The 1,575-nt window shown below is 66.5% G+C and carries 3 protein-coding genes and 1 other annotated feature; all 3 genes read left to right on the top strand.

The window, feature by feature from the left end:
* Positions 1-188: hypothetical protein (locus BSZ14_RS19790; RefSeq protein WP_206744351.1), on the top strand; the 188-nt coding region annotated here is incomplete at its 5' end.
* Positions 178-1,409, top strand: a protein-coding gene (locus tag BSZ14_RS18705) for an IS3 family transposase (protein WP_089413685.1) whose coding sequence is annotated in 2 segments (ribosomal slippage) — positions 178-469 and positions 469-1,409 — 1,233 coding nt in all. Because the reading frame shifts where the segments join, the coding sequence is not laid out codon by codon here. The genes BSZ14_RS19790 and BSZ14_RS18705, both read left to right, overlap by 11 nt.
* Positions 462-578: a sequence feature (AL1L pseudoknot), on the top strand. (Overlaps the previous gene by 117 nt.)
* Positions 1,375-1,575 (top strand): IS66 family transposase (locus BSZ14_RS19090; RefSeq protein WP_139330557.1); only part of this gene is annotated, 201 nt, incomplete at its 3' end. The genes BSZ14_RS18705 and BSZ14_RS19090, both read left to right, overlap by 35 nt.

The raw sequence follows: 1,575 nt of genomic DNA, 5'->3' as shown, positions 1-1,575 counted from the left end.
GCGACATGCTCGCCGCGACCATGGCCGAGCTTGCGGCGCTGCGGGTCGCGGGCAAGGAAACGCAGGCGCAGATCGATGACCTGCGCGCCGAGCGGGCAGCGACCCGCGCCGAGATCGTGCGGCTGAATGAACCGCGCCGGGTTTGTCGGAGGCCCCAACTCCTGAGAGGAAGGGGCTATGACGAGTAAGACGACCAACAAGTTTTCACCTGAGGTGCGCGCGCGGGCGGTGCGGATGGTGCTGGACCACGAAAAGGATCACCCGTCGCGCTGGGCCGCGGTGGTGTCGATCGCGGCGAAGATCGGGTGTGCGGGCCAGACGCTGCATGAGTGGGTAAAGAAGGCCGAGGTCAACAGCGGCATGCGCGCCGGTGTGCCAAGCGACGTTGCCGACCGGATGAAGGTGCTGGAGCGGGAGAACCGCGAGCTGCGCCAGGCCAACGAGATCCTGCGTAAGGCATCTGCATATTTTGCGATGGCGGAGCTCGACCGCCGAGCGAGGTGATGGTGTCGTTCATCGACGCGCATCGCGAGGTGTACGGGGTCGAGCCGATCTGCCGGGTTCTGCCGATCGCCCCGTCGACCTATCATGCTCATGCAGCCAGAAGGATTGAGCCGACCAAGAGGTCGGCTCGGGCTCGGCGTGATGACGCGCTCGGACCGGAGGTGCGCCGCGTGTTCGAGGAGAACTTCCGCGTCTACGGCGTGCGCAAGGTCTGGCGGCAGCTGCGGCGCGAAGGGTTCGACGTCGCCCGCTGCACCGTTGCCCGCCTGATGCGGGCGATGGGCTTGGCCGGCGTGATCCGCGGCAAGCCGGTCCGCACCACTGTCAGCGACAAGGGCGCGCCATGCCCGCTCGACCGGGTCAACCGGCAGTTCCGTGCGCCGGCGCCGAACAGGCTCTGGGTATCGGACTTCACCTATGTCGCGACTTGGGCGGGGTTCGTCTACGTGGCGTTCGTCATCGACACCTACGCTCGCCGGATCGTTGGTTGGCGAGCCAGCAGGACGGCGCATGCCAGCTTCGTCCTGGATGCGCTCGAACAGGCGCTTCACGACCGACGACCGATGCGGGGTGGCGGCCTCGTCCACCACTCCGATCGCGGCAGCCAATACGTGTCGATCAAGTACACCGAGCGCCTTGCCGAAGCGGGAATCGAACCGTCGGTCGGCAGCGTCGGCGACAGCTACGACAACGCTTTGGCCGAGACGATCAACGGCCTCTACAAGGCCGAGGTGATCCACCGGCGCGGGCCGTGGCGCAGCTTCGAGGCGGTCGAGTACGCCACGCTGGAATGGGTCGACTGGTTCAATCATCGCCGGCTGCTCGAGCCTATCGGCAACATCCCGCCCGCCGAAGCCGAAGAGCAATACTATGCTGCCGCGGACATCATCGATATGGCGGCGTGACTCACATCCAACGGCCTCCGGCAAACCCGGGGCGGTTCAGAACGCCGTCAACGACCATGCCGAGGCGGAACTGGCCCGGCTGCACGATATCATCGCCGCGCTGCGCCGGCACCGCTTCGGGGCCCGTTCCGAGAAGCTCGACGACGAGCAGTTGGAGATGGCGTTC

Origin of the sequence: Sphingomonas sp. Sph1(2015) (genome assembly GCF_001970915.1) — a bacterium.
GTDB classification, from domain to species: Bacteria; Pseudomonadota; Alphaproteobacteria; order Sphingomonadales; family Sphingomonadaceae; genus Sphingomonas; species Sphingomonas parapaucimobilis.
Note: the sequence above shows the minus strand (reverse complement) of the source record. Positions and strands in the feature narration are given on the sequence as shown.